At 69.2% G+C, this 23,745-nt stretch carries 19 protein-coding genes; 8 read left to right on the forward strand and 11 right to left on the reverse strand.

The genetic code is table 11. The features are described from left to right. Positions 1-273: 273 nt before the first annotated feature. Positions 274-3,435 (forward strand): autotransporter outer membrane beta-barrel domain-containing protein, encoded by a 3,162-nt coding sequence (locus tag BMY35_RS14685; RefSeq protein ID WP_093200092.1) that lies wholly within the window; start codon positions 274-276, stop codon positions 3,433-3,435. Positions 3,436-3,522: 87 nt separating this feature from the next. On the opposite strand, the gene BMY35_RS14690 is transcribed toward BMY35_RS14685, so the two are convergent. From BMY35_RS14690 to BMY35_RS14700, 3 genes are all read right to left on the reverse strand, one after another. After that, positions 3,523-5,328 carry a hybrid sensor histidine kinase/response regulator gene (locus BMY35_RS14690; protein ID WP_093200095.1) on the reverse strand — a complete coding sequence of 602 codons (1,806 nt, stop codon included), beginning with the start codon at positions 5,326-5,328 and terminating at the stop codon, positions 3,523-3,525. Between the two features lie 24 nt (positions 5,329-5,352). Continuing rightward, a complete protein-coding gene (locus BMY35_RS14695) occupies positions 5,353-6,000 on the reverse strand; it encodes a response regulator (protein ID WP_093200104.1) in 648 nt (215 codons plus the stop codon). 141 nt (positions 6,001-6,141) lie between these two features. Next, a complete protein-coding gene (locus tag BMY35_RS14700) occupies positions 6,142-6,978 on the reverse strand; it encodes an oxidoreductase (protein ID WP_093200468.1) in 837 nt (278 codons plus the stop codon). A gap of 123 nt (positions 6,979-7,101) precedes the next feature. Here BMY35_RS14700 and BMY35_RS14705 point away from each other — a divergent pair, with 123 nt between their 5' ends. Next, on the forward strand, positions 7,102-8,094 hold the full coding sequence (locus BMY35_RS14705; protein ID WP_093200105.1) for an AraC family transcriptional regulator: 993 nt from the start codon (positions 7,102-7,104) through the stop codon (positions 8,092-8,094). 42 nt (positions 8,095-8,136) lie between these two features. On the opposite strand, the gene BMY35_RS14710 is transcribed toward BMY35_RS14705, so the two are convergent. Continuing rightward, positions 8,137-8,622 carry a GFA family protein gene (locus BMY35_RS14710; protein WP_093200106.1) on the reverse strand — a complete coding sequence of 162 codons (486 nt, stop codon included), beginning with the start codon at positions 8,620-8,622 and terminating at the stop codon, positions 8,137-8,139. A 20-nt stretch (positions 8,623-8,642) separates the two neighbouring features. Next, positions 8,643-8,999, reverse strand: a complete 357-nt coding sequence (locus BMY35_RS14715) for a hypothetical protein (protein WP_093200107.1) — start codon at positions 8,997-8,999, stop codon at positions 8,643-8,645. 212 nt (positions 9,000-9,211) lie between these two features. On the opposite strand from BMY35_RS14715, the gene BMY35_RS14720 reads away from it, so the two are divergent. From BMY35_RS14720 to BMY35_RS14730, 3 genes are read left to right on the forward strand one after another with little or no spacing between them, the layout of a single operon-like run. Next, positions 9,212-10,255, forward strand: a complete 1,044-nt coding sequence (locus tag BMY35_RS14720; protein WP_093200108.1) for an SAM-dependent methyltransferase — start codon at positions 9,212-9,214, stop codon at positions 10,253-10,255. Further along, on the forward strand, positions 10,252-11,064 hold the full coding sequence (locus BMY35_RS14725; protein ID WP_093200109.1) for a DUF1295 domain-containing protein: 813 nt from the start codon (positions 10,252-10,254) through the stop codon (positions 11,062-11,064). The genes BMY35_RS14720 and BMY35_RS14725 overlap by 4 nt, the downstream gene beginning before the upstream one ends. A 46-nt stretch (positions 11,065-11,110) precedes the next feature. Then, complete coding sequence (locus BMY35_RS14730; protein WP_256228455.1) at positions 11,111-12,130, forward strand: alpha/beta fold hydrolase; 1,020 nt, start codon at positions 11,111-11,113, stop codon at positions 12,128-12,130. 37 nt (positions 12,131-12,167) lie between these two features. Here BMY35_RS14730 and BMY35_RS14735 read toward each other — a convergent pair whose 3' ends face one another. Continuing rightward, a complete protein-coding gene (locus BMY35_RS14735; RefSeq protein ID WP_093200111.1) occupies positions 12,168-15,266 on the reverse strand; it encodes an autotransporter outer membrane beta-barrel domain-containing protein in 3,099 nt (1,032 codons plus the stop codon). A 330-nt stretch (positions 15,267-15,596) separates the two neighbouring features. Continuing rightward, a complete protein-coding gene (locus BMY35_RS14740; RefSeq protein ID WP_093200471.1) occupies positions 15,597-16,268 on the reverse strand; it encodes a TetR/AcrR family transcriptional regulator in 672 nt (223 codons plus the stop codon). An 82-nt stretch (positions 16,269-16,350) separates the two neighbouring features. Between BMY35_RS14740 and BMY35_RS14745 the strand changes: the two genes are divergently transcribed. From BMY35_RS14745 to BMY35_RS14755, 3 genes are all read left to right on the forward strand, one after another. Next, positions 16,351-17,016 carry an O-methyltransferase gene (locus tag BMY35_RS14745; protein ID WP_093200112.1) on the forward strand — a complete coding sequence of 222 codons (666 nt, stop codon included), beginning with the start codon at positions 16,351-16,353 and terminating at the stop codon, positions 17,014-17,016. Positions 17,017-17,041: 25 nt separating this feature from the next. Further along, positions 17,042-17,914, forward strand: a complete 873-nt coding sequence (locus BMY35_RS14750; RefSeq protein WP_093200113.1) for an SDR family oxidoreductase — start codon at positions 17,042-17,044, stop codon at positions 17,912-17,914. 160 nt (positions 17,915-18,074) lie between these two features. After that, positions 18,075-19,292, forward strand: coding sequence for an MFS transporter (locus tag BMY35_RS14755; protein ID WP_093200474.1), 1,218 nt, complete (start codon positions 18,075-18,077; stop codon positions 19,290-19,292). Here the strand turns inward: BMY35_RS14755 and BMY35_RS14760 are convergent. Genes BMY35_RS14760 through BMY35_RS14775 form a run of 4 tightly spaced genes read right to left on the reverse strand, consistent with a single transcriptional unit; the run spans position 19,255 to position 23,743 of the window. Then, positions 19,255-19,629 (reverse strand): hypothetical protein, encoded by a 375-nt coding sequence (locus BMY35_RS14760; protein ID WP_093200114.1) that lies wholly within the window; start codon positions 19,627-19,629, stop codon positions 19,255-19,257. The two genes, BMY35_RS14755 and BMY35_RS14760, sit on opposite strands and share 38 nt — an antisense overlap. 54 nt (positions 19,630-19,683) lie before the next feature. Continuing rightward, a complete protein-coding gene (locus BMY35_RS14765) occupies positions 19,684-21,003 on the reverse strand; it encodes a c-type cytochrome (protein WP_093200115.1) in 1,320 nt (439 codons plus the stop codon). Next, a complete protein-coding gene (locus BMY35_RS14770; protein ID WP_093200116.1) occupies positions 21,000-23,243 on the reverse strand; it encodes a xanthine dehydrogenase family protein molybdopterin-binding subunit in 2,244 nt (747 codons plus the stop codon). Before BMY35_RS14770 ends, BMY35_RS14765 begins: the two co-directional genes overlap by 4 nt. Further along, entirely contained in the window at positions 23,240-23,743 is a 504-nt protein-coding gene (locus tag BMY35_RS14775; protein WP_093200117.1) for a (2Fe-2S)-binding protein, read from the reverse strand. Before BMY35_RS14775 ends, BMY35_RS14770 begins: the two co-directional genes overlap by 4 nt. Between the last annotated feature and the right edge of the window lie 2 nt (positions 23,744-23,745).

The raw sequence follows: 23,745 nt of genomic DNA on the forward strand, positions 1-23,745 counted from the left end.
ATGCAACGCCCTCGCGAAAGCAGCTGTCGCCTCGAACTGCATCGATTCGATAAAGGCGCCGCAAACCGACCCGGTTTCAACCCCTGTACGCAGCACGTCGAGCCTCGCTGCTGCTTCTCCACCCTCGATCCGAAAGACCCGCAGCGACGGCAGGAAACTGCCGGACTCGGTGCGATGCATTTTGTTTCATATGTAATATGAAAATGAATACAAAGAAGCAGAAGCCAAGCACTTTTCATTGGGAGAAATTGGTTTTACAGCAAGGATCATCGGATGAATTTGTGTTACAGAACGGTATGGAATTTGGCGCTGGGCGCCCATGTGGCGGCGGCTGAGAACGTGCCTGCAAAGCGAGGCGGCAAGGCAAGCGGCTCGCGGCGTACCGCCACCGCAAGCGCGACCCTGGCACTGGCCGCGTTGGCCGCCGGCGGAGTCGCACAGGCTGCGACCTTCACCGCCGCCAGCGAGGCGGAATTGATCACGGCCATCAACGACGCCAATGCCAGCCCGGACCTGAGTTCCACCATCACCGTCACCAAGGCCATTACGGTCACGACGACGCTTCCTCAGATCAAGGCGAATGTGACGGTCAATACCGGCACTTTTGCCACAACCATCGGGTCGGCCACCGGAGCGTCGCTGGACGTCCAGGCTGGTGCGACCTATCAAGGCAGCGCGATCCAGGTGGGGGCTGCCGCCAACACGATCGGGAGCGTGGTCGCTCAGGGGAGCGGTGCCACTCTGTCGGTCACCAACCTGAACACCGGGGCGGGCTCGGCCACCATCAACGTGACGGGTGGCGGCACGATTTCGCTCGGTACCAACGCCAACTTGGGGGGCGGCAACGGCGCGGCGAACGGCGGCGTCACTGACGTAGTGGTGAGTGGCACCGGTTCTTCCTTGCGATCCGTCGGTGCCGGCGGCTACTACCACCATGCCGGCACGCTGGAGGTTTCCGCCGGCGGCTTCGTCGGGGCCAACACGGTGCAAGTGGGTTTCAGGGCGGGCGACGTCTTCACTGCGACCGTGACCGGTGCAGGGTCTGTCTTCGGCAGCATCAACAACAATCTGAGTATGGGCGGTTCAGGGACTGCAACTGTCACTGTGGCAGACGGAGCCAAGCTGACTTCGGGCACCAACGGGACTAACACCCTCTTCATGGCCAGTTCGGCGACTGGCGTAGCGACGTTGAACATCGGCGCCCCGGTGGGCAGTGCCCCCGCCGCGCCCGGCTTCGTGACGGCAGGCAAGATCACCTCCAGTGCCGGCCAATCGACGATCAACTTCAACCACAACGCGAGTAACTACGAATTCGCGGTGCCGATCGAAGAGTTCGTCGCAGTCAATCAGATCGGCAGCGGCACGACCGCGCTGACGGGGGCCAACACCTACTCCGGCGGCACCACCATCACCGCAGGCACGCTGCAACTGGGCAACGGCGGCACCACCGGCTCGATCGCCGGCAATGTCGTCAACAACGCCACGCTGGCCATCAACCATTCGAATGCCTTCGGCTTCGCCGGCGCCATCAGCGGCGGCGGTGTCCTCCAGCAGCTGGGCGCGGGCACCACGACGCTGACAGGAACCAACACCTACACCGGCGGCACCGTCGTGCAGGCCGGCCGGCTGCTGGCCGGCAGCGCGGGTGCCTTCGTGCAGAACACCGCATACACGGTCAACGGCGGCACGCTCGACCTGGGCACCTGGGACCTCACCGCCTCCAGCCTTTCCGGCACAGGCGGCACCGTGGCGCTGAACGCCCGGACCCTCACCGTCGACCAGGCCGGCGACAGCACCTACGCCGGTGCCATCACGGGCACGGGAGGCGTCGTCAAGTCCGGTGCCGGCGTGCTCACGCTCTCCGGCACGAACAGCTACAGCGGCACCACCTCCGTGACGCAAGGCACCTTGCGCGCCGGCGCAGTGAACACCTTCAGCTCGAAGAGTGCGACCGTCGTCGGCAATGGCGCGACGCTCGACCTGGCGGGCCGCAGCCAGACCCTGGCATCCGTGAACAACAGCGGCACGGTGAGCCTCGCCGGCACGACGCCGGGCACCACGCTCACCGTCACCGGCGCATGGGTCGGCAACGGCGGCACGCTGCGCCTGGGCACAGCGCTGGGCGACAGCAGCAGCGCAAGCGACAAGCTCGTGCTCAGCGGCGCGACCGCCATTGCCAGCGGCACGACCAACGTGCAGGTCACCAATCTGGGTGGCCTCGGCGCGCTGACTACCGGCAACGGCATCGAAGTCATCAGCGCGATCAACGGGGCAACCACCACCGCGCAGACGACGAAGAACGCCTTCGCGCTGGCGGGCGGTCACGTCGATGCCGGTGCCTACGAGTACCGGCTGTACGCGGCCGACGCAAACGGCGCGGGCGAAAACTGGTATCTGCGCTCGACTGTCACGGCGGTGCCGCCGGTCAACGCAGGTGGAAGCGGCGTGGTCGTGCCGGCCTATCGCGCCGAAGTGCCGCTGTACGCAGTGCTGCCCGAGCAGTTCCGCCAGGCCAACCTGTCGATGCTTGGCAGCCTGCACATCCGCATGGGCGACAGTGGCCGTCCTGCCACCAACGACGCAGGCCCCGCCATCTCCGGCCAGAGCTATCGCCAGGCGTGGGGCCGTGTCATCAGCACCGATCGCACCACCAGCCAGACCGGCACCGTGAGCCCCACCAGCGAAGGTCGTCTCACCGGCTTCCAGGCCGGCACCGACCTGTGGGCCGACGCCCACTGGCGCGCCGGCGTCTACGTCGGCCAGCTCGACGGCGACATGCGCGTCAACGGCTTCGCCAGCGGCCTGCTCAACCTCGGCGTGGGCACCAACGACCTCAAGAACCAGTACTTCGGCGTTTATGGAACCTGGAAGAACGACGGCGGCCTGTATGTCGACGGCGTGCTGCAGGGCGGTCGCCACCGGTACACGGCATCGCCCACGCTGGGACTGGCGAGCAGCGGAAAGGGCAGCAGCCTGCTGGCGTCGATCGAAGTGGGCCAGCCATTCGGCATCGCTGCCGGCTGGACCATCGAGCCGCAGCTGCAGCTGGTGCACCAGCGCGTGAGCCTGGACGACACCGGCATCGTCGGCGCGCTGATCCGCCAGGACAGCCACGACGGCTGGCTCGTGCGCGCCGGCGTGCGGGTCAAGGGCGAGATCGACACCAGCGCGGGCCTGCTGCAGCCCTATGCGCGGCTGAACCTCTACTACTCGGGCGGCGGCACCGACGTTGCGCGCTTCACCGGTCCGGCCGGCTTCGCGGACATCGCCACGCGCACGGGCGGCAGCAGCGGCGAACTGGCGGTGGGCGCCTCCTGGCAATTGAGCCGCAGCACCAGCCTGTATGGCGAACTGGGCCAGCTGTGGGACATGAGCGGCGATGCGCGCAACAGCAGCGGCGTCAACGCCAGCGTGGGCGTGAAGGTGCTCTGGTAGGGCTCCTCAGGCAGCGCTTTCAGGCAGGGCGCAGGCGATCGGACAAGCAATGCCGACCGCCTGCGCCGGCCAGGCTGCTCATCGCCATCAAGGCGCTTCGCCCGCGGCGAGCCGCTTCTCGACCCAGCTCTTCAAGGTGTCCACCTCGACGGGCTTGTGCAGCACCGGAATCGAGCGGGCCGCGGCTTCGATGAGCCGTGCCGGATCGGTGTCGCCGCTCACCAGCAGCGCGGGGATGGCCTCGTCGTTGTATTCCTCGTGCAGGCGGTCGATGGCCTGGATGCCCGTCTCGTGTTCGCGCAGACGGTAGTCGCTCACGATGAGCCGCGGCTTGCCGGGCACAGCGGCGATTCGTTCGACCATCTCGGCGCCGCCCGCGGCGGCCACCACGCGATGGCCCCAGCTTTCCAGCAGCAGCTGCAGGCCCTCGCGGTTCTGCGCGTCGTCGTCGATCACCAGTATCAGCTGCCCCTTGGCAGGCTCGATGGCGAGAGCCTGTCGTCGGCTTTCGGCCTGCGTCTCTTCCGGCGCCGCGGGAGAGGGCGCGACGGACACGCGATGCGCCTCGACCTCCAGCAGGAAGGCCGTGCCCTTTCCCTCGATCGACCGGAGCGCGAGCGAATGCCCCAGCAGCGCCACCGTGCGGCGGACGATGGACAGGCCGAGTCCCAGGCCCTTGCTGCGGTCCCGCTCGGGGTTCTGCAGCTGATGGAACTCCCAGAAGATGCGTTCGTGCTCGCGCTGCGGAATCCCCGGGCCGGTGTCCCAGACCTCGACGCGGATGGCGCCGTTGCGCCTGCGGCATCCCACCAGCACGCGTCCGCTCGATGTGTGGGCGATGGCGTTGCTGACGAGGTTGCGCAGGATGCGGTCCAGCAGCACGGGGTCGGAGTGAACGAGCGCCGCGCTGCGGCGCACCGTCAGGGCCAGGCCCTTCTGCCGCGCCTGCGGCGTGTACTCCGCGCGGATCTGGTCCAGCAGCCGGTCGAGCTGGATGTTCTCGAGGCGCGGATGTATCACCCCCGCATCGAGCCGCGAGATGTTGAGCAGGGCGTCGAACAGGTGGCCCATCGCCGCGCTGGCCCTGGTGATGTTCTCGACCAGATAGCGCCCGTGCGTCGAGAGCCTCTCGTTCGCCAGCAGGCCGAGGAAGAGGCTCATCGCATGCACCGGCTGCCGAAGGTCGTGGCTCGCCGCCGCGAGAAAGCGCGACTTCTCCAGATCGCTGCGTTCGGCCGCTTCCTTCTCGAGGCGCACCTGTTGCAGCAGCGCGAGGTTCTCGTAGCTCAGCCGCAGCGCATTCAGGTGAGTGCTGTTCATCCGGTGGATGAAGGCGATGGTGGCCACCACGTACGCGATGCCGCCCGTCACCAGCGCCAGGTTGACGGCCGAGGGTTGAACCGCCAGTGCGATGAACGGAGGCGCGAAGGTCGGCATCACGAATCCGTAGACGGCCGGCAGCACCATGTAGTTCGAGTAGATGGCGCCGGTGCCGAGGCCGAACAGGACCACGATGAAGAAGAACTGGTACTCGAGCGGGACGAAGAATGTCCAGTAGGCAAACGGCAGTCCCCACAGCGTGCCCGAGGCGATGTTTCCGGTCACCATCTGCCGCAGCCACCGGCTGCCGGCACCGGGGCGGCCGCGCACGCGGCGGTAGTGCAGCATGGCGCCGAGGCGGAAGCTGGCGACGAGCAGTGTGATCGCGAGCCAGCCGATCACCTGGGTTCTCGGAACCACGGCGAGCATCGCGTACGAGACCACGCAGGCGGCAATGACCGAGCCCGCCAGTGCGAACGGAAAGCTGCGCAGCAGCACGCCGAGCTGCACGTCGAAGATCTGCTGGCTCTCGAGCGACGAAGTCGGGGAAGATGAAACGGAAGGATGGGGCATGCGTTGATGCGTGCGGCGGGGCGCCTATCTGGGTCGGCCCATCAGGCCGGCGCGCCGTGCCGCGATCACGGCCTGCGTGCGGCTGTCGACCTCGAGCGCCCCGAAGATGGCCGAGATGTGCGCCTTCACGGTCCGCTCGGTGGTGCTCAGGCGGGCCGCGATGTCGGCGTTGCGCAGTCCTTCGCACAGAAGATGCAGCACCTCGGTCTGGCGCGCGGACAGGCGGGCCAGCGGATCCGCCCGGTCCGACAGGATCGGCATCGACGCCGGACCGCCCGGAGACGCGAGAACGACGCCGTGCTGCCCTTGCATCACGCGGCGCAGCGCATCCATGAGCTGCCTGCTGTCGGCCGACTTGTGCACGAAGCCGTGCGCGCCTTCCGCGAGCGCGGTTTCCACGTCCTGCGGATCTTCGGAGGCCGACAGCACGAGGATGCGCAGCCCGGCGCGGCAGCGCCGCAATGAGCCCAGCAGCGCGGCGCCCGCCAGGTCCGGCAGGTAGAAGTCCGTCATCACGAGCTCCGGCGTCGATGGCATGTTCGCAAGCACCGCCAGCGCTTCCGCGCCGGAGCCGGCTGTCTCGATCACCAGGCTGGCGTCTTCCTGACGCAGCGTGAGCGCCAGGCCCTCGCGGAACATCGCGTGATCGTCGATCAGCAGAACGGTGGGCATGAAGCGGTCCGGGGTTGTTTTTCTGGAGCATTGGACTTTAGTTCAATGCTCCACGACCTGGCCGGGCGCGCAACGATGCACGCAGCGCCGGTAGTCGTACTCCTGAACGCAGCCTTCCACGAGCCGGCGCGGGGCGCGGCATCAGGCAATGTCGGTGGAGCGCGTCAGTGCTTCATGGTTCGCCAGGCTCGCCTGCATGGCGTCGAGCTTCGCCCGCACCAGCCCGAGCGCGTCGCTGCCGATCAGCAGGTGCTCAGGCGGTTGCGGCATCTCCACCAGCGCGAGGATCGCCGCCGCGGCCTTGTCCGGATCGCCCAGCTGCCTGCCGCTCTTGTCCATGCGCGATTGCCGGATCGGGTCGAACAGGCTGTCGTAGTCGCCGATGGAGCGCGCGCTGCGGACCATCGAGCGGCCGGCCCAGTCCGTCCTGAACGAGCCTGGGGCGACAGCCGTGACCGCGATGCCGAAGCCCTTCACCTCCTTCGCCAGCGTCTCCGAAATCCCCTCGAGCGCGAACTTGCTGCCGCAGTAGTAGCCGATGCCGGGCATCGTGATGTAGCCGCCCATCGACGTGATGTTGACGATGTGGCCGCGCCGGCGCTGGCGCATGAACGGCAGGAAGGCCTTGATGACGGCCACCGCGCCGAAGACGTTGACGTCGAACTGGCGGCGCATCTCGTCGAGCGGCGATTCCTCCAGGATGCCCTCATGGCCATATCCTGCGTTGTTGATCACCACGTCCACCGGCCCGAACTCCGCCTCGACGGCGGCGGCCAGCGGGGCGACGGTGTCGAACTGCGTCACGTCGAGCAGCTGCACGTGCGAATCTCCCTGGACTTGCGCCTCGAAGTCCGCGGCGGCCTGCTCCGTACGAACGGTTCCGACGACGCGATGACCGGCTTGCAGCGCCGCGCTGGCGATGGCACGACCGAAGCCGCTGCTCACGCCCGTGATGAAGAATGTCCTGGTGTTTTTCATGCAGCGATTCTCGGAATCGCGAGCGCCGCGAGCCATTCCTGAAGCAATGTTTGGTTTGCCTATTCCTATCAGCGCCGGGCGCCTGCAGCCGTCGCGCATCCGATTTGATGCACAGTACGCCGGATGAGCAGATCGCGCGCATCGCCTCCCGGCCGCAAGCCCGACGCCGGGAAGGACCATCAGGACCGCCAGGCCCGCCAGGCCCGCATGGTGGCGCTCCTGAAGCAGCTGGCGCCTCGCGAGGGCTACACGCTGACTGCGCTTCCGGACGTGCGTTTCCTCCGTTCCGACCGGCCGTTGGCGTCGACCCCCGTGCTCTACGAGCCCGGGATCGTCATCGTCTGCCAGGGCCGCAAGCGCGGCCTGTGGGCGGATCAGGTCTACCTCTACGACGCACAGCACTACCTGGCGGTGTCCGTGCCGGTGCCGTTCACCATGGAGACCGATGCCAGTGCCGACGAGCCTCTGCTCGCGATCTACTTCAGCCTCGATCTCGCCGTGCTCGCCGGCCTTGCGCTGCAGGTCGACGAACTCGTCGGCAGTTCGACGACCGAGCCCGTCGGCATGTTCTCCACGCCGATGGACGAGTCGCTGGCACGGACAGTCCTCCGGTTCCTGGAGGCGATGAGTTCGCCCGTGGAGGCCGTGCTGCTCGGCCCGGCGATCGTGCGCGAGATCTATTTCAGGGTGCTCATCGGAGAGCAGGGTGCATCGATGCGCGCGGCGCTCGCCGGCCGAGGACATTTCGGCAAGATCGCCAAGGCCGTGCGGCGCATCCACGGCGCGTACGGCGATCGCCTCAGCGTCGATAGCCTGGCCCGCGTGGCTGGCATGAGCGTCCCCGCGTTCCACGCTCACTTCCGTGCCGTCACCCAGAGTTCCCCGATGCAGTACCTCAAGTCGGTACGGCTTCACCAGGCGCGCCTGCTGATGCTGCGAAACGGGAAGACGGCGTCCGCCGCGAGCGTCGAGGTCGGCTACGAAAGCGCATCGCAGTTCAGCCGCGAGTTCAAGCGCTTCTTCGGACTCGGTCCGCGCGACGAGATCGCGCGGCTGAAATCGAGCTTCGCCATGCCGCCGCTGCCGGGAGAGCAGGCATGGGTGGCGTCGCATTGATGGATGCGGCCGCCTGCCGGTGAAGGCAGGCCGGAGTAGGCGTCAGCCGTCGCTCGTGCGTGCCATTCGCGGCACATCGAACCGGTCAGGGGCCTGCGGCTCGCCGCTCAGGTCCGCGCGGGCGAACTGGAAGCAGTCCGTGCCGGCGGGAAGCACCACGCCCGTCTGCGCCGAGCTGGTCCAGATGTGCGAGCCGATCGAGACGGAATCCGGGTCGTCGAAAGTGCCGCGGGAGATCGCGCGGTATTCGGGCCAGCGCTCGAAGCTGAGGGAGAGCGTGGTGCCGCACCTGGAGCAGAAGTGGACGTGCACCTGCTTCGAGCTGCTTTCCGACCGGTGCGAGTACTGCGCCATCGGCTCGCCCGAGAACCGGACCGCATCCACCGGATACATCGATTCGGCGTATGAAGTCGAACCCGTCATCCGCTGGCAGAACCTGCAGTGGCATTGCAGGGTGCGCATGGGCTCGCCCAGTGCGACGAAGCGCACCGAGCCGCACAGGCAACCTCCGTCACGTCGAATGTTCATGCGGCTTTCCTTCGGTCGCGCTAGGCGCGGAACCAGATCTTGAGCGTCACGTACATCGCGTAGCCGAGCGCGAGCAGCAGCCACACCAGGTAGAACATGTTGGCCCAGTACTCGCCGGTATGTGCCGCCAGCGTGTAGACCTGCCCCGAGCACGCCTTGCCGACGCACGGCACCTCGCCCCGGACCAACGCGCGCAGCACCGCGAAGAGGAGGCAGCACGTCACGCCGCCGGTCACCAGGAGGCCCACGGGCCCGACGAACCCCTTGGTGAGTTCGTCGTTCTCGTCACGACGCCCCTTTCGGAGCAGGTTCTGCCCGAACCTGTACCAGGCGAATCCGAGCAGGAGCATCAGCGAGTAGTAGAGGAGGTCACGCATGGCGTCGCAGTGTAGTGTCGTAGCCGGTGGGCCCGGCCTTGGCTTGACGATTGTCTCGAGTTGCCCTTCGAGTCTTCGTAGACGTCGGTGGCGCAGCTCCGAATCAGGTGCGGACGCTCACAATGGCGATGAAACCTCATCCAAAACCCATCCCGCCGCGTACAAGCACCCACGGCACGCGCTCCGGCGTGCCCCCAACGAGGAAACCGCACATGCCGCAGGACATCGCATTCGCCATCCGCTGGGTAGAAAAGGGCCTGGTGCCCGACACTGTGGTCCGCCAGGGCATCCGCCGCCTGCTGAAGGACCGGCTCGCCGAGCTTCATGCCGGCAACGCCCTGGCCGTGGCCGAGCTGACGCAGGCCTTTGTCTCCCGCATGGGCGCGGCGAACCTGGCGCCGCTGCCGGAGAAGGCCAACGAGCAGCACTACGAGGTTCCGGCCGCGTTCTTCGCCGAGGTGCTGGGAAACCACCGCAAGTACAGCAGCTGCTACTGGCCCGAGGGCACGCGCACGCTGGAGGAGGCGGAGTCCGCCGCGCTGGCCGCCACCTGCGAGCGGGCCGGCCTGGCCAACGGGCAGGACGTGCTGGAGCTGGGTTGCGGCTGGGGCTCGCTCACGCTGTGGATGGCCGAGCGCTATCCGGGCACGAGGATCACGGCGCTGTCGAACTCGAACTCGCAGCGCGAGTACATCGAGGCGCAGGCGGCGCGGCGGGGGCTGGGCAACGTGCGGGTGCTGACGCGGGACATCAACGTCTTCGACACCGATGAGCGCTTCGACCGGATCGTGTCGGTCGAGATGTTCGAGCACTTGCGCAACTGGCCCCGGGCCTTCGCCAACGTGGCGCGCTGGCTCAAGCCGGGCGGGCGCTTCTTCATGCATGTGTTCGCGCACCGCGAGGCGCCGTACCCCTTCGAGGTGCGCGACCCGAGCGACTGGATGAGCAGGTATTTCTTCTCCGGCGGCATGATGCCCAGCGACGACCTGGCGCTGCACTGCCAGGACGACCTGCGCCTGCTGCGCCGCTGGCGCTGGGAGGGCATCCACTACCAGCGCACGGCAGAGGCCTGGCTGCGCAACATGGACGAGCGCCGCGACGCGCTGCGCCCGCTGTTCCAGGCCACCTACGGCGCCGAGGCCAGGGTCTGGTGGACGCGCTGGCGGCTGTTCTTCATGTCGGTGGCCGAGCTGTTCGGCTTCGACGGCGGGCAGCGCTGGTGGGTGAGCCACTATCTCTTCGAGCGCCGCGGATGAGCGGGCTGACAGGAGTCGCGGGAGTCGCATCGGCTGGGCTGGCGCTGACGGCGTCGCTGGCGTTCCTCACCTGGCTGGCGAGCCTCGCGCGGCATGACGCGAGCCTGATCGACCGCATGTGGTCGGTCTTCATCGTCGGCGCGGGCCTCGTGTACTTCGCGCTCCTGCCGGTGCAGACGGTGCGCGGGCTGTGGATGGCGGTACTGGGCGCGGCGTGGTCGGTGCGGCTGTGCCTGTACGTCACATGGCGCAACTGGGGCCACGGCGAAGACCGGCGCTACCAGGCGATCCGCGCGCGCAACCAGCCGAACTACGGCTTCAAGAGCCTGTATCTCGTGTTCGCGCTGCAGGCGGTGCTGGCGTGGATCGTCTCCGCGCCTTTCCTCGCCGGCATGGCCGCCGCGCGGCCGCTGGGCCCGCTCGACGTGGCGGGTGCGGTGCTGGCGCTCTTCGGCATCTTCTTCGAGGCCGTCGGCGACGCGCAGATGGCGCGCTTCAAGGCCGACCCGAAGAGCGCGGGCCAGGTGATGGACCGCGGCCTGTGGCGCTACACGCGGCACCCGAACTACTTCGGCGAGGCCTGCGTCTGGTGGGGCATCTGGCTCGTGGCCGTGGGCGGCACTGGATGGAGCGGCGCGTGGAGCATCGTGTCGCCGGTGCTCATGACCGTGCTGCTGCTGAAGGTCTCGGGCGTGCGAATGCTCGAGGCGGACATCGGCGAGCGCCGGCCCGCCTATCGCGACTACATCGCGCGCACAAACGCCTTTCTTCCGGGGCCGGTGAAAGACGGCCGCCGCAAGGCGTCGTGATGAAAGGTCGTGGTCGGTGGCACCATCCGGGGCAGTGAAGCCTTCATTGAAACCCAAGGTGATGCGCATCGTGTTCTGGAGCGTGCTCGTCGTCGCGCTGGCCGTCCTCGCTGGAGTGGCGTACGAGCAGTTCGGCCGCTACCGCGCGGCGCGGGACTTCCCCGCGCCGGGGAAGATGGTCGACATCGGCGGCGGGCGAAGAATCCAGCTCGATTGTCGGGGCTCCGGCTCGCCCACCGTGGTGTTCGAGGCCGGGCTGAGCATCGACGGCTCGCTGAGCTGGGCGGCCGTGCAGCCGGCTGTCGCGCAGCGCACGCGGGCCTGCTCGTACAGCCGCGCGGGGCTGATGTGGAGCGATGCTGCCGATGCGCCCCGCAGCGCGAAGCAGGTGGCGCAGGACCTTCACGAGGCACTGGTCCGTGCGGGCGAGCGGGGGCCTTTCGTGCTGGTCGGCCAGTCGCTGGGCGGCCTCTATGCAACAACCTTCACGAGGTACTTCGGCTCCGAGGTCGCTGGGCTGGTTCTCGTCGATCCTTCCCATCCGGACCAGGTCGCGCGCGTCGCGGCCTTCATGACGGAAACGCGCTCGCTGCGCTCCCGCATCGCCGTGTCGCTGGCGTGGACCGGACTGCTGCGCGCGGCGGCCCCGTCGCTGCTGCCGCAGGCGCCGAACCAGACCGAGCACGACGCGCGGGCGGTTCGCGCCTTCGCGCCGAAGTCGATGGTCACGCAGATGGCCGAGAGCGACGCGACCGACGCCGTGCTCGCCGAGGCCGGCGCATTCCGCGACCTGGGCAGCCGCCCGCTGGCGGTGCTCACGGCGATGGCGCCGTACACCGGCTCGGAGCTGCGGGGAATGCAGATCACGCCGGGGCAGGGCGTCCAGGTGCAGGCCATCTGGGAAAAGATGCACGAGGAGATGGCGGCGTGGTCCTCGCGAAGCACGCACCGCCTGCTGCCGAAGGCCGGGCACGACATCCAGTTCGACGACCCGCAGGCGGTGATCGAAGCGGTGCTGTCGGTGGTCGAGGCGGTGCGCGCGAACGGCGGCGGCAGTCCGGGCTGAGCCTGCAGTCCTGCCGTGCTCGGCGCTCTATCTCTATCTACCAGCGGACCCTGACGCCCACGCTGCCTTCGACGCCGTTGCTCCGGGTGCGCACGCCGCCGCCCGACGACCACAGCTTGCCCAGCTCCGCATAGATGCTCGCGCCCTGCGTGAGTTGCAGCGTGGCGCCCGCCGCCAGCTCGGTGCTCGTGCCGCCGGTGCGCGTGGAGATGTCGGTATACGCCGCCGGGCCGATGAAGCGGCTGGTGTCGGTGCCGCTGCCGCTGCGGTAGACATTGACGCGCACGTACGGCTGCAGCAGCCCGGCGGAGGTGGCGATCTCGCCCTTCACCCGCACGCCGGCGCGCGCGAGCCAGCCGCCGTGGCTGTCCTGCCGCACCAGCGCGCCGGGGATGCTGGCGTCGTCGAGGTTGATGCGCTGGTGCACCAGTTGCAGCTGGGGCTCGATGGTCCAGCCCGGGGCGATGCCGAAGGACTGGCCCACCTCGATGGAAGCCAGCAGGCTGCTGCCCTTGCCGGAGCTGCCGAAGCTCAGCGCGGGCGACACGATGTAGCGGTGGCGCCCGGCCTGCAGCACGCCGTCCACGTACAGGCCGCTGTCGTTCTTCCAGGTGGCGTAGCCGCCGAGGTACTGGCTGCGCAGGTTGTTGGCGCCGGCGCCGTAGCCCACGATGCCGCGGGCGAAGCCGCTCACGCTCATGTCGCCTTCGAGCTCGCCGACGTAGACGCCGGCGCGCCAGTGGGCGTCGGCCCACAGGTCGGTGCCGGCCTGGAAGCCGGTGAGGCGGCCCCTGCTCGTGGGGCTGACGGTGCCGGCCTGCGAGATGGTGCGGTCGGTGCTGAGGATGCGGGCCCAGGCCTGGCGGTAGCTCTGGTCCGGCGCTGCGGGTGCGGTGATGGTGGTGCCGCCGTCGTCGCCCATGCGCTGGTGCATGTTGCCCAGCATCGAGAGATTGGCCTGGCGGAACTGCTCGGGCAGCGCGGCATAGAGCGGCACTTCGGCGCGGTAGGTGGGAATGGTCACGACGGTTCCGCCGCCTGAGCTGCCACCGGCGCTGTTGCCGCCGCTGCCGGTTCCGGTTCCGCCGCCGGTCGCTGGAGGCACGACGACGGCGGCCGTGGAGCGCAGGTACCAGTTCTCGCCGGCGCCGCTTGCATCGGCCGCGTACAGCCGGTACTCGTAGGCGCCCGCATCGACGTGACCGCCCGACAGCGCGAAGGCGTTCTTCGTCGTCTGCGCGGTGGTCGTCGCGCCGTTGATCGCGCTGACGACCTCGATGCCGTTGCCGCTGGTCAGCGCGCCGAGGCCGCCGATGTTGGTGATCTGCACGTTCGTCGTGCCGCTGGCGATGGCGGTGCTGCCGCTGAGCACGAGCCGGTCGCTCGCGCTGCTGCTGTCGCCCAGCGCTGTGCCCAGGCGCAGCGTGCCGCCGTTGCCGACCCAGGGGCCGGTGACGGTGAGCGTGGTGCCGGGCGCCGAGCCCACCAGCGAGACGGTGCCGCTGTTGGCCATCGACGCGATGGTCTGGTTGTTGCCGGCGAGGTCGAGCGTGGCACCGGTTCCCACGGTGAAGGCGCTGGCGCTGCTCAGGGTATTGGCCGCGCCGGCGCGCAGGGTGCCGGCCGCGACGTTGGTCGAGCCGGTGTAGACGTTGGCGCCCGACAGTGTCAGCGTGCCCGCGCCGCTCTTCACCAGGTTGCCTGCGCCCGAGATGGGGCCCGACCAGCCCATGTCGTTGCCGTTGGTGTCGAAGGTGCCCGTGCCGCCCAGCAGCAGGGCGTTGCCCGGGTTCAGGCCGCCGGCGCCCGCGACGATGCTGGCGGTGGCGCCGCTGTCGATGGCAACGGCGCCGGTCAGCACCGAGCCGGTGTTCAGCCTCAGGCTGTTGCTGCCGCCCGTGAACTCGACGGCAGCAGCGCGGGTGACGCCGTCGCCGCCCAGTCCGCCCGAGATGCCGCCGCTGTTGACGATGGCGAGGTTGGCGCCCGTCACGCCGACGCCGCCGGCACCGTTCGCGCCGCTCGCGCCCCCGTTGCTGTTGGCGCCGCCCACGCCGCCGTTTCCACCGCTGATGGTGCCGCTGTTGGTCAGTGTCGTGCTGGCGCCCGTCGCCTGCAGGCCGATGCCGCCGTCGCCACCCGACCCGGGCGAGCCGGTGCCGCCCGCGCCGCCACCCGCGGCCCCGCCCGCACCGCCGGCGCCGGCGGTGACCGTGCCGGAGTTGATCACCGACACGGCGCTGCCCGCCAGCGTGATGCCGTTGCCGCCGCCGCCGCCACCGCCGCCGGAAGCGTTGTCGCGCGCGATCGAAAGCTCGGAGCCACCAGCGCCGCCGGCACCGCCCGTGATGACGCCGCTGTTGGTGAAGGTGATGCCCGACGTCGTCGTGTTGAGGAAGAACCCGACGCCGCCGCTGCCCCCGCCGCCGCCTTGCGAGAAGGCGTCGCCGCCCTTGCCGCCCGCGCCGCCGGTGGAGCTGCCGGATGCCGTGTAGTTGCCGGTCGGGCCGACGAGGATGGAGCCGTAGCCGCCGGCTCCGCCGCCGCCGGCAGCCCAGTAGCCGTTGCCGCCAGCGCCGCCGGCGCCGCCCGTGTAGCTGTCGGAAGAGGAGGTGACGCCGCTGCCGATGGTCGAGCCCTGGAAGCCGCCGCCGCCGCCGCCGCCATAGCCGTTTCCGTTGGCGAAGTCGCCGGTCTGCGACTGGCCCGCGACGCCGCTGTCGCCCTGCAGCACGCCGGGGCCGACGACGTTGGTGCCGGCCCCCGCTGCGCCGCCCGTGCCGGCGGTGGCGCCGCCGAAGGTGCCGATGTTGGCGTTGGCGCCAGCGGTAGGGCCGGCGTCGGTCGACGATCCGCCGGCGCCCCCGCCCGCATTCACCGACGTGTCGTTGAAGCCGCCGTCGCCGCCGCTGCCGTTGCTGCCGCCCGAGCCCGCATTCAACGACGTGTTGCCGACGGGCTGGCCGCCGGCACCACCCGCCGCGATCGCCTGCCCGGCGCCCAGCAGCAGCACCGCGACGGCGAGGGCCCCGAGTTCAGCCGAGCTTGTCGAGCGTGCATGGCCGCGCGATGTTTCGGGCGCGGCGACCCAGGTGCCGCGGGCTGGATTCCAGAGGGTCCGAAAAATCTTGTTCATGGCTTCAAGTTGTTCATTCGTTGCCTGAACGGGCAGGCTCCCGCGTGCGGGCGCACGTTCTCCTGCGCCAGCACATGCCGTCTTTTCGATTTACAAGTCAAAAATGTAAGTACGCGTACGGCCCGGCGATATGCCCGGAAGCGGGTACCCCGGTGAAGGCGGATCGGTAGTGCGATCGATGCGTGCAGCGCGTGGCGGAGCTGCAGATTGAGGACCAAGGCGCTACAGGCGCCGCGCGGCCCTGCGAAGGCAGACCCTGAACTGCGTCAAGAAGTAACCAGTGTTTCGCGCGAAATACAAAGCCGGATGCGCGGATCGGTCGGAAACGAGTCAGCCGCGCGCCGGGCGGCGAGGGCGCTTTTCCTGCTTCTGTCCGTGCCCGAGGCTTTGGAGATAGGCGCAGAACATGTCGGCCATGGCGTCGGCATAGGCTTCGATTTCGGCGTCGGTCCGCGGGCTTTCGGAGAACTGCTTTCCCACCGCGCTGAACGTGGTCGTGATCAGGTCGCTGGCCAGCGCGCGCACGGATTCGGAAGCATCGGGCAGGGCCTCCAGCATGAAGGCCCGCACGGTGCGGTCGCCGGCGGCCCGTGCCTCATGCGCCTCGGGCGCATCGCGGTAGAGAGGGGCTGCGTCGCTGAGCGCCACGCGCATCCCCGCCTCCTCGCACTCCGAGCGGATGAAGGCATGCACCAGCATGCGCAGCCGCTCCAGCGGCGGCCGTTGCGTGTCTTCGAGGATGTTGCACAGCATGTCGGTCGTCTGCCGCCACTCGTCGCTCTGCAGCCTGAAGAGGATCGACGCCTTGTTCGGGAAGTACTGGTAGACCGACCCGACGCTGACGCCGGCCCGCTCGGCCACCCGCGTGGTGGTGAAGCGCTGCGCGCCTTCCTTCTCCAGAACCTGAAGGGCTGCCTCGAGGATCGCAGCGACGAGATCGTTGGAGCGGGCCTGCTTGGGCTTTCTTCTAGAGGAGATCGGTGCGCTCTTTCGGTCTGCCATGGGCTGGGTTCGCAACGCGAATAGGAAATGTGAATGTTCATTCATATTATGAGCGCACCCTGACACCAACACGAAGACCCCTGTGACGACACTCACCACCACACCACTGGCGCCCCTGCTGGAGCGCCTGTTCGACGAAGCCGCCGAGGCATCGCCCGCGCTGAGCGCCGCGATCGCCGGCTTCTCCGACGAAGAGCGTTCGCAGCTCATGCGCAGCAAGACCGGCTATCTCGATCTCTACGCTCGGCTCAAGGACGTTCCGCTTCCCGTCTCTCGCGAGACCGGCGTGCTGCTCTACATGCTGGCGCGCAGCAGCGGCGCGCAAAGCATCGTCGAGTTCGGCACCTCGTTCGGCATCTCGACCCTGCACCTGGCCGCGGCCCTGCGCGACAACGGCGGCGGCCGCCTCGTCACCACCGAGTTCGAGCCTTCCAAGGTGGCGCGGGCCCGGCACAACTTCGCGGCCGGCGGCCTTGCCGACCTGGTCGAGATCCGCGAGGGAGACGCGCTGAAGACGCTCGCCGCCGATCTCCCCGCATCGATAGACCTGCTGCTGCTCGACGGCGCCAAGGCGCTCTATCCCGAGATCCTCGGCCTCGTCGAGAGCCGTCTCCGGCCGGGCGCATTCGTCGTAGCCGACAACGCGGACCACAGCCCCGAGTACCTCGCGCATGTGCGCTCGCCCGGTTCGGGCTACATGTCCACGCCCTTCGGCGCGGACGTCGAACTCTCGATGCGGCTCGGATGAAACCGGCCGTCAAGGAAACACTGCAATGAAGATATTCGTCACCGGCGCGACCGGATGGGTCGGCTCGGCCGTGGTGCGCGAACTGGTCGGCGCGGGCCATCGCGTGGCGGGTCTCGTCCGCTCCGCCGACAAGGCCGTCGAACTCGAAGCGGCGGGCGCGCAGGCCGTGCGCGCCACGCTCGACGACCTCGATGCACTGCACGAGGCCGCCTCCGCGGCGGATGCGGTGGTCCACACCGCGTTCAACCATGACTTCTCGAAGTTCGCCGAGAACGCCGAGCACGACCGGCTTGCGATCGAGACGCTCGGAAGCGCCCTCGGGACTTCGGGGCGACCGCTGCTGGTCACCTCCGGTCTCGCTCGGCTCGCACCGGGGCGGCTCGCGACCGAAGCGGATGTTCCCGATCCGTCCTTCGTGCGCAAGTCCGAAACCACCGCGCGTGCCCTTGCCGCGCGCGGCGTGCGCGCCGCGACGGTGCGGCTCGCACCTTCGGTGCACGGCCTCGGCGATCACGGGTTCGTTCCGATCCTGATCCGCATGGCGCGTGAGAAGGGCGTCTCCGCCTACCTCGGCGAGGGCCTGAACCGCTGGGCCGGCGTGCATCGCCTGGACGCCGCGCGGCTCTACCGGCGCGCGATCGAGCAGGGCGGCGACGAAGCCGTCTTCCATGCCGTCGCGGACGAGGGCGTGCCGTTCAAGGATATCGCCGCCGTCATCGGCCGCCGGCTCGGTCTGCCCGTCGAGTCGCGCGGGCGCGAGCACTTCGGCTGGTTCGCCGACTTCGCGGGCGCGGACATGGCGGCATCCAGCGAGCGCACCCGCGCACGACTGGGCTGGACGCCGGCCGGCGCGGGCCTGCTGGCCGACATCGACCAGTCCGGCTACTACGCCGGCTGAAGACAACCCCAACGCGGACACGCACCACAGTGTCCGCAGTGCCAGTCGCACTGGCCGTAAGCGTCTGACGTCAATCAACGCACTCCACGACCCTTGCCGGTCGGAGTGCGTTCGCGTGCGCGCTCCGATCGACAGGGACACAGAAAACCTGGACGACACCATGACTCTTCAATCGACACGCTCGACAAACCCATCATCGACATCGACGCGCGATCCCGCGCAGGGCCGCCTGCTGCTGCTGGCGGCCATCCTCTTCATCTCATATCTCTGCGTGGGCATGTCCCTGCCCGTGGTTCCGATCTTCGTGACCGGACAACTCGGGCTGGGCAACGTATGGGCCGGCCTCGGCGTCGGCATCGCCTTTCTCTCCACTGTCCTGAGCCGGGCGCATGCCGGCGCTCTTTCCGACCGCAAGGGGGCGAAGTCCGCGGTGGCGCGCGGGCTGGTCTTCTACGTGGCCGGCGCGCTGATGTCGCTGGTCGCGGGCCTCGCATCGCAGTCGCCGTGGACGGCCTTCATCGTCCTGCTCGCAGGCCGGCTGTTGGTCGGCCTAGGCGAAAGCCTGGTCGGGGTCGGCATCATCGGCTGGGGCATCGGCCGGGTCGGACCTGTGCGCTCGGGAAAGGTGCTGGCGCTGGTCGGCGCCGCCATCTATGGCGCGCTGGCGGTCGGCGGGCCGATCGGCCTCGCGCTGCAGCAGCGCTTCGGATACGCCGGCGTCATGGGCGTCGGCGTGATCCTGCCCTGCATCGGCATGCTGGCGATCTGGCGCCTGACCGGGGTGCCAGCGCATCCCGGGGCCGAGCGTCCGCCGTTCTGGCGCGTGATCGGGCAGGTCTGGCCGCACGGGACCATCGTCTGCCTGCAGGGCATCGGCTTCGCGGCGATCGGCGCGTTCTTCACGCTGCATTTCCTCGACCAGCACTGGCGCTTCGCCGGGCTGGGGCTGACGGCCTTCGGCGGCGGCTTCGTGCTGGTCCGCGTGCTCTTCGGCCATCTGCCGGACCGCGTGGGCGGACTGCCCGTGGCCATCGGTTCGCTCGCCGTGGAGACCGTCGGCCAGGTGCTGATCTGGAGCGCTTCGGATCCGATGGTCGCCCTTGTCGGCGCGTTCCTCACGGGGCTCGGCTGTTCGATGATCTTTCCGGCCATGGGGCGCGAGGTGGTGCATCTCGTGCAGCCGCATCTTCGCGGCACGGCGCTGGGCGGTTTCTCCGCCTTCCAGGACGTCGCCTATGGCCTGACGGGGCCGCTGGCCGGGCTGCTCGCCGACAGGGCAGGCTACGGCGGCGTGTTCCTGGCCGGCGCGTGCGCGGCGGCGGCGGGGCTGGTGATCGCGATCAGCCTTCGCCAGGCACAGAGAGGCTCTCGGCCTTGATCGCGCAGGCGGCCTTCGCCTTCTTCAGTTCGGACTCGAGCTCGGCCTTCAGTTCGGCGGCCACCTTCTCGGGCTCCCGGCGCAGCTCCACGATGTCGCGCTCGCCGACGCAGAGGCCGTCGAGCCGCACGTAGATGCGGGCGAAGTCGCCGCCCATCGCGCGCGCCACGTCGCCGAGGCACTCGGCCAGCGTGGCGAAGCCGCCGTTGCGGTACGAGCTGGGAGGTATCACGCCCCTGGAGCGGGGCGCGCGAACGGAGTAGGCATATGACGCAGCTTCCTTCCGCAGCTCCACCACCGGCTGCAGGCCACGCTGTGCTTCCCCTGTTCTCTTCATTGCCGCAGTTTAGATGCGGCGAAACCCGGTGGCCAGCCGGCCACCGGCCGCGGGTCAGGGGGTGGGGCCCAGCGCGCGCTGCTTCGCCACGAACTCCGGCGTCACCGTGGCCTGCTTGTTGCCGAACTGCGCGATGACGTAGTTGGCCAGCGCCGCGACCTCGGTGTCGGTGTAGGCCTTGCCGAAGGCCGGCATGTAGATCTCCCGGTCGTGCACGTGCATGCGCACGCCCTGCAGGATCATCTGCGTCACGTTCGAGCCGTTCGGGTCGTTCACGCCGCGCGTTCCGAGCAGCGATGCGTTGGCGGTCTGCTGGCCCTGTCCGTTCCATTGGTGGCAGCTCGCGCATGCGGCCGCGAAGAGCCGCAGGCCCTGCTCGTGGCCCTCGGCGGTGTTCGCGGCCGGTGCCGCCGCGCTCGCGGCCAGGGCCCATGGCGGCTTCGCATCGACCTCGATCGGATCCTTGCCGGCCTTGGCGGGCACCGTGCGCAGGTAGCTCACCAGCGCCGAGGCGTCTTCCGGCTTCAGGTACTGCAGGCTGTGCTCGACCGCCTCGCCCATCGGGCCCGAGGCGGAGCCGCGGCCCGCGGCATGGCCGGTCGTCAGGTACGAGGCGATCTCGGCATCGCTCCACGCGCCGATGCCGTTCTTCGCGTCCGACGTGATGTTGTAGGCGCGCCAGCCCTGGATGGATTCGCCCGCGAGCTCGTTGCCCTTTTCCATCGCGAAGGCGAAGTTGCGCGGCGTGTGGCATTCCGCGCAGTGGCCCAGCGCGGTGGCGAGGTACTTGCCCTGGTTCCACGCGAGCGGCTTCGACGCATCGGCCTCGAAGCGGGCGCTCTTGAAGAAGGCCGCGTTCCAGAAGCCCATCGCCCAGCGCTGGTTGAACGGGAAGCCGAGGTCGGCCTCCCGGTTCGGCTGGTTCACCTTGGGCAGGCTGAACAGGTAGGCCTTGATCGCCAGCACGTCGTTGCGGCTCAGCGCGGTGTACGAGGTGTACGGGAAGGCCGGGTACAGGCGCTTGCCGTCGGCGCGCACGCCGTCGTGCAGTGCACGCACGAACTGGTCGTCGCTCCACTTGCCGATGCCCGTCTCGGGGTCCGCCGTGATGTTCGACGAGTAGATCGTGCCGAAGGGCAGCACGAACGGCAGGCCGCCCGCGAAGGGCTGGCCCTTGCCGCCCGGCACCGTGTGGCAGGCGATGCAGTCGGCGGCCTTGGTGAGGTATTCGCCGCGCACGAGCAGTGCCGCATCGTTGGGCGCACCGGCCAGCACGGGTGCCTCGCCCGCCGAGCCGTCGGTGCGGTTCAGGAAGAAGTAGAGCGCCGCGCCGATGACGACCAGCACCGCCAGGGTCTTGAAGAGCCGCTTCATGCCGACCTCCCTTCATCGTGCGGGGCTTCGGCGATCTTCTTCTTCATCGCCTCCTTGTCCTGCGCCAGCAGCGCGCGGTTCACCGGCAGCGCGCGCAGGCGCACGCCGGTCGCGGCGAAGATCGCGTTGGCCAGCGCCGGTGCCGCGATGGCGGTGCCGACTTCGCCGAGCCCGCCGGGCGCCTCGGCACTCTTCACCATGTGCACCTCGATCGGCGGCGACTCGTTGATGCGCAGCGTGCGGTAGTCGTGGAAGTTGCTCTGCTCGATGGCGCCGTCGCGCAGCGTGATCTCGCTGTAGAGCGCGGCGCTCAGCCCGAACAGCAGCCCGCCCTGTATCTGCGCCTCGATGGAGCCGGTGTTCACCGCAATGCCGCAATCGAGCGCGACCACCGCGCGCCGCATGCGCACCTCGCCCTGCGGCGTGACCTCGGCCTCGACGATCGCGCACACGCGGCTGCCGAAGGCATCGCCCACGGCCACGCCGCGCCCCACGCGCGCCGGCAGCGTGCCCTGGCCCCAGCCGGCCTTGCTGGCAGCGAGGTCGAGCACGGCGAGCGTGCGCGGGTTCTTCTGCAGCATGGCGCGGCGGTAGGCCACCGGGTCCTTCTTCGCGCGGTGCGCCAGCTCGTCGATGAAGCTCTCCATCACGAAGAGGTTGTGCGTCGGGCCCACGCCGCGCCACCAGCCGACGTTCAGGCCCGGCGGCATGTCGTGCCGCACCCATTCGACCTTGAGGTTCGGCAGGTCGTAGCAGGGCTCGGCCACGCATTCGATCAGGTCGCCGTCCATGCCGTCCTTGCCCATGAAGGCGGGCGCCCAGCGGCCCAGCACCGTGCCGCCCGAGATGCGGTCGCCGAACCACTGGATGCGGCCTTCGCCGTCCACCACGGCCGAGATCTCGTCGTGGTACATCGGGCGCACGATGTCGTGGCGGATGTCTTCCTCGCGGGTCCACACCACCTTGAGCGGGTAGGGCACCTGCTTCGCGAAGGCCACGGCCTGCTCCACCGAATCGGTCTCCAGCCGCCGGCCGAAGCCGCCGCCCAGGTACTGGTTGTGCACCGTCACCTTGTCTTCGGCCAGGCCGGTGATCTTTGCGGCCACGCTCACGCAGCGCGCCGGCACCTGCGTGCCGACCCAGACGTCGCAGCCGTCGGGCCGCACGTGCACGGTGGTGTTGAGCGGCTCCATGGTCGCGTGCGCCAGCATGGGCAGGTCGTAGGTGGACTGCACCAGCGTGCCCTCGGGCCGTTTGCCGGCCTCCTTGCCGACGATGGCCTTGCCTTTCGCCAGCGCATCGGCCAGTCCTTCGCGCAGCTGCTGCGTGGTGAGCGTGGCGTTGCGCCCCGGTGTCCATTGCACCTTCAGCGCGTCGAGGCCGCGCTTCGCAGCCCAGAAATGCTCGCCGACCACGGCCACCGCGTCCTTGATGCGCAGCACGGCGATCACGCCGGGAATCGCCCGCGCGGCCTTGTCGTCCACCGAGGCCAGCACGCCGCCCAGCGTGGGGCTCGCCTTGACCGTCGCGACCTTCATGCCCGGCACGCGTACGTCGATGCCGAACTGCGTCGTGCCGTTGACCTTGGCGGCCGAGTCGACGCGCCGCAGCGGCTGGCCGATGAGCCTCAAATCCTTCGGCTCCTTCAGCGCCACCTTGGCCGGCATCGGCAGCTTCGCGGCGGCGCCTGCGAGCGGGCCGAAGCCGAGCTGCCGGCCCGAAGGCGAGTGGCTCACCACGCCGCGCGCGACCGTGCAGCTTTCGGGTTCGACCTTCCATTGCGCGGCGGCGGCGCTCACCAGCAGCGTGCGCGCCACGGCGCCGGCCTCGCGCAGCACGCCGTAGGTGCCGCGCGTGCTGGTCGAGCCGCCGGTGATCTGGCCGCCGAGCAGCGGCATGCCGTAGAGCGCCTCGTTCGCCGGCGAGTGCTCCACGCGCACCTGGTCGAGGTCGACGCCGAGCTCCTCGGCCAGCAGCATCGCCGAGCCGGTGTAGATCGCCTGGCCCATCTCGGCCATCGGCATCACGAGGCGCACGCCGCCGTCGGCGTCGATGCGGATGAAGGCATTGGGCGCGAAGGCCGGGTTGCCGTCCGCGAGCGCGGCGGCCGCATCGCCCGGCTGCTGCCGGGGGCTGATCGCGGCGAAGGCCTTGCCGCCGCCGATCCAGGTGAAGGCCAGCGCGAGGCCGCCGGCCTGCAGGGCCGCGCGGCGGCTGATGGTGCCCGCCGCCGCGTTCACGATGCGCTCCTTGCCGGCATCACCGCCACCGACTGCAGCACCTCGGCCTTGCCCGTGGCCGCCTGCTTGATGGCCGCGCGGATGCGCGAGTAGGTGCAGCAGCGGCAGACGTTGCCCGACATGGCCAGGTCGATGTCGGCGTCGCTGGGGTTGGGCGTGCGCTGTATCAGCGCGGCGGCCGACATGATCTGGCCCGACTGGCAGTAGCCGCACTGCACCACGTCGACGTCGAGCCAGGCCTTCTGGATGCTCTTGCCGGCCGGCGTCTGCTCTATGGCCTCGATGGTGGTGACTGCCTTCTTGCCGATGGAGCCCACCGGGAGCACGCACGATCGCACGGGCTGGCCGTCGAGGTGCACGGTGCAGGCGCCGCACTGCGCGATGCCGCAGCCGAACTTGGTGCCGGTGAGCCCGACGATGTCGCGCAATGCCCAGAGCAGGGGCATGTCGTCGGGCGCGTCGAGGGCAACGGACTTGCCGTTGATGTTGATGTCGATCATGG

Origin of the sequence: Variovorax sp. YR750 (assembly GCF_900109805.1) — a bacterium.
Taxonomy (GTDB): Bacteria; Pseudomonadota; Gammaproteobacteria; order Burkholderiales; family Burkholderiaceae_C; genus Variovorax; species Variovorax gossypii.

Excerpts from the sequence above, each read along its gene's own strand:
- BMY35_RS14685 (WP_093200092.1), top strand. The coding sequence starts at position 274 with ATGAATTTGTGTTACAGAACGGTATGGAATTTGGCGCTGGGCGCCCAT.
- BMY35_RS14690 (WP_093200095.1), bottom strand. The coding sequence starts at position 5,328 with ATGCCCCATCCTTCCGTTTCATCTTCCCCGACTTCGTCGCTCGAGAGC.
- BMY35_RS14695 (WP_093200104.1), bottom strand. The coding sequence starts at position 6,000 with ATGCCCACCGTTCTGCTGATCGACGATCACGCGATGTTCCGCGAGGGC.
- BMY35_RS14700 (WP_093200468.1), bottom strand. The coding sequence starts at position 6,978 with ATGAAAAACACCAGGACATTCTTCATCACGGGCGTGAGCAGCGGCTTC.
- BMY35_RS14705 (WP_093200105.1), top strand. The coding sequence starts at position 7,102 with ATGAGCAGATCGCGCGCATCGCCTCCCGGCCGCAAGCCCGACGCCGGG.
- BMY35_RS14710 (WP_093200106.1), bottom strand. The coding sequence starts at position 8,622 with ATGAACATTCGACGTGACGGAGGTTGCCTGTGCGGCTCGGTGCGCTTC.
- BMY35_RS14715 (WP_093200107.1), bottom strand. The coding sequence starts at position 8,999 with ATGCGTGACCTCCTCTACTACTCGCTGATGCTCCTGCTCGGATTCGCC.
- BMY35_RS14720 (WP_093200108.1), top strand. The coding sequence starts at position 9,212 with ATGCCGCAGGACATCGCATTCGCCATCCGCTGGGTAGAAAAGGGCCTG.
- BMY35_RS14725 (WP_093200109.1), top strand. The coding sequence starts at position 10,252 with ATGAGCGGGCTGACAGGAGTCGCGGGAGTCGCATCGGCTGGGCTGGCG.
- BMY35_RS14735 (WP_093200111.1), bottom strand. The coding sequence starts at position 15,266 with ATGAACAAGATTTTTCGGACCCTCTGGAATCCAGCCCGCGGCACCTGG.
- BMY35_RS14740 (WP_093200471.1), bottom strand. The coding sequence starts at position 16,268 with ATGGCAGACCGAAAGAGCGCACCGATCTCCTCTAGAAGAAAGCCCAAG.
- BMY35_RS14750 (WP_093200113.1), top strand. The coding sequence starts at position 17,042 with ATGAAGATATTCGTCACCGGCGCGACCGGATGGGTCGGCTCGGCCGTG.
- BMY35_RS14755 (WP_093200474.1), top strand. The coding sequence starts at position 18,075 with ATGACTCTTCAATCGACACGCTCGACAAACCCATCATCGACATCGACG.
- BMY35_RS14760 (WP_093200114.1), bottom strand. The coding sequence starts at position 19,629 with ATGAAGAGAACAGGGGAAGCACAGCGTGGCCTGCAGCCGGTGGTGGAG.
- BMY35_RS14765 (WP_093200115.1), bottom strand. The coding sequence starts at position 21,003 with ATGAAGCGGCTCTTCAAGACCCTGGCGGTGCTGGTCGTCATCGGCGCG.
- BMY35_RS14775 (WP_093200117.1), bottom strand. The coding sequence starts at position 23,743 with ATGATCGACATCAACATCAACGGCAAGTCCGTTGCCCTCGACGCGCCC.